Consider the following 2,519-nt stretch of genomic DNA (forward strand, 5'->3'; position numbering starts at 1 on the left):
AGCTCCGCCGGACGCACGGAGGGCCCCGCATCGGTGATGCGGGGCCCTTAGCCGTCGTCCGGGGCGCCGGTCTCAGGCCGGGGCGCCCAGTTCCGCCCAGACCGTCTTGCCCGGCCGGTCGGGGGTGCGCAGGACGCCCCAGTCCAGACAGAGGCGCTGGACGATGAACATGCCGTGGCCGCCGGGGCGGCCCGCCTGGTGCGGGGTACGGGGCGTGGGCTGGCCGGCGCCCCGGTCGGAGACCTCCAGCCGGATCGCCTTCTTGTCGCAGGACAGGAACAGCTGGTCCGGTCCGCCGGCGTGCAGACAGGCGTTGGTGACCAGCTCCGAGACGACGAGGAGCACGTCCTCGGCGGCTGCCCGCTGCTCGGCGCCGTCGGCGGGCAGCCAGCCCCACGCGTACAGCGCCTGCCGGGTGAAGTCCCGGGCGAGCGGGACCACCCCGCTCTCACCGTCCAGACTCAGTCTGCGGACCTGGGGTCCCCACGCCTCCGACGTGCCGTCGGACGGGGTGGCGGGCACGACGGCGCTCACAGCCGTCGCGTCGTCCGCCGCCGCGTCTCGCTCGGGCATGCCGGAAGCGCCGCTCGGCTCCGGGCCACCATCGCCCGGCGAGTAGGGCCGGGTGGTGCTCATCAGCGCTTCACCTCACCGATCCACCAGTACACGATTCCAAAAGTCCGACTCCGTTTCGGTGCCGGGCGGCCGGTTCATCGTCCGTCCGGTGTCCGTGTGCTGCCTCCGTCACCCTTCGGCGGTCCGGCCTCGCCACTTACGTCGCGCCGGGCCTCTTTCCCGGTTCCCGGAACGGGTCCGGCGGCGGGGTGCTGAAAGGCTTCAGGGTTTCTCCTGCCCGACTGATCCCCCGGAACACCCTCGCGTTCACCTGGCGCTCGTGGAGCACCGGTGGAGACAGGGGTGTGCGGGAGGAAGTCAGCCGGCGTCGCCCGACAGGGCGGCTTCCACGGAGTCGTGGACGGTGAAGACCGCCTCGGCTCCGGTGATCTCAAACACGCGCGCGACTACGGGCAGCATGCCCGCGAGGTGGACTCCACCGCCGGCGGCGTCCGCCTTGAGCCGTGCCCCGAGCAGGACGTTCAGCCCTGTCGAATCGCAGAATTCCAGCCGTGAGCAATCCACGACAAGTCGCGTGAAGCCCTTCTCGAGGAGGTCGTCGAGCGGCTCGCGCAGTAGATCGGCGGTGTGGTGATCGAGCTCACCAGCCGGTGTCACTACGGCGCTGGAGCCCTCTTCCCGCACCTCCACCAGAAGCCGGCCCGACTGTGCGCTGCCGACCGTCCCGTGGTCCATGCCGTCTCTCTCCCGAGGTCTTGGCTGCTGATGCCCTCGAACAGTACGCCTTCCAGCCACACTTCGACACCCGAACAACCCCTCGGAAACGGGCATATCGCCATATAAGCCACTTGCAACCAGCTCACCGAAGCAGGTAGGGCTAGTACGCACACATCCCTGCACGCCGGCTTCGGAGGCGCCGCACACCGCAGTGCACGTACCGGCTTCGGCAGCCGTATGCCGAGAACGATGGAGGACACCCATGTCACCCCGGCTCGACGGACCGCCTACCCGCGAAGCGACGTCGACACCCCCACCGGACCAGCTGGACCACACCATCGACCCTCTCGACCCCCTGGCGGGGCTCCCCGAGATCCCGCCGTTCGGCGAGGTCGGCCCGGTGGACGCGCGAGCCCTGTCCAAGACGCTCTTCGAGCGCCTGGAGTCGCTGGAGGAGGGCACGTACGAGTACTCGTACGTCCGCAACACCCTGGTCGAACTGAATCTGGCGCTCGTGAAGTTCGCCGCCTCCCGCTTCCGCTCCCGCAGCGAGCCGATGGAGGACATCGTCCAGGTCGGCACGGTCGGCCTGATCAAGGCGATCGACCGCTTCGAGATGTCACGCGGCGTCGAGTTCCCGACCTTCGCCATGCCGACCATCATCGGTGAGATCAAGCGCTTCTTCCGTGACACCTCGTGGTCCGTGCGCGTCCCGCGCCGCCTGCAGGAGCTGCGGATCGACCTGGCGAAGGCCGGGGACGAGCTGGCCCAGCGGCTGGACCGCACCCCCACCGTCGCGGAGCTGGCCGAGCGGCTCGGGCTCTCCCACGAGGAGGTCGTCGAGGGCATGTCGGCCTCGAACGCCTACACCGCCTCCTCGCTGGACGCCCAGCCCGCCGAGGACGACTCCGAGGGCGCGCTCGCGGACCGCATCGGCTACGAGGACCACGGGCTCGAAGGCATCGAGTACATCGAGTCGTTGAAGCCCCTCATCGCCGAACTGGCGCCCCGCGACCGGAAGATCCTCTCCCTGCGCTTCGTGGCGGGTCTGACCCAGTCGGAGATCGGTGAGGAGCTGGGCATCTCCCAGATGCACGTCTCGCGGCTGCTGTCGCGGACGCTGACGCGGCTGCGCAAGGGACTGACGCTGGACGAGTGACGGCGGACGCCGCCGGTAGGCGGACCTTCCCCGCACGCGTGAGGCGGCCCGGCACACGGTGCCGGGC

3 protein-coding genes are annotated in these 2,519 nt (G+C 70.0%); 1 reads left to right on the plus strand and 2 read right to left on the minus strand.

The window, feature by feature from the left end; translation table 11 throughout:
- Window positions 1-72 precede the first annotated feature (72 nt).
- The gene (locus ACFWN1_RS32885) at window positions 73-636 is read right to left on the minus strand and encodes an ATP-binding protein (RefSeq protein WP_384370300.1); all 564 of its coding nucleotides are present in this window, start codon (window positions 634-636) and stop codon (window positions 73-75) included.
- Window positions 637-933: 297 nt separating this feature from the next.
- Complete coding sequence (locus tag ACFWN1_RS32890; RefSeq protein WP_384370303.1) at window positions 934-1,311, minus strand: STAS domain-containing protein; 378 nt, start codon at window positions 1,309-1,311, stop codon at window positions 934-936.
- A gap of 244 nt (window positions 1,312-1,555) precedes the next feature.
- On the opposite strand from ACFWN1_RS32890, the gene ACFWN1_RS32895 reads away from it, so the two are divergent.
- Window positions 1,556-2,452, plus strand: coding sequence for an RNA polymerase sigma factor SigF (locus ACFWN1_RS32895; protein WP_384370306.1), 897 nt, complete (start codon window positions 1,556-1,558; stop codon window positions 2,450-2,452).
- The last annotated feature ends 67 nt before the right edge of the window (window positions 2,453-2,519 follow it).

Origin of the sequence: Streptomyces sp. NPDC058459 (assembly GCF_042721685.1) — a bacterium.
GTDB lineage: Bacteria > Actinomycetota > Actinomycetes > Streptomycetales > Streptomycetaceae > Streptomyces.

Coding starts and splice junctions, on each gene's coding strand:
- ACFWN1_RS32885 (WP_384370300.1), bottom strand. CDS start 636: ATGAGCACCACCCGGCCCTACTCGCCGGGCGATGGTGGCCCGGAGCCG.
- ACFWN1_RS32890 (WP_384370303.1), bottom strand. CDS start 1,311: ATGGACCACGGGACGGTCGGCAGCGCACAGTCGGGCCGGCTTCTGGTG.
- ACFWN1_RS32895 (WP_384370306.1), top strand. CDS start 1,556: ATGTCACCCCGGCTCGACGGACCGCCTACCCGCGAAGCGACGTCGACA.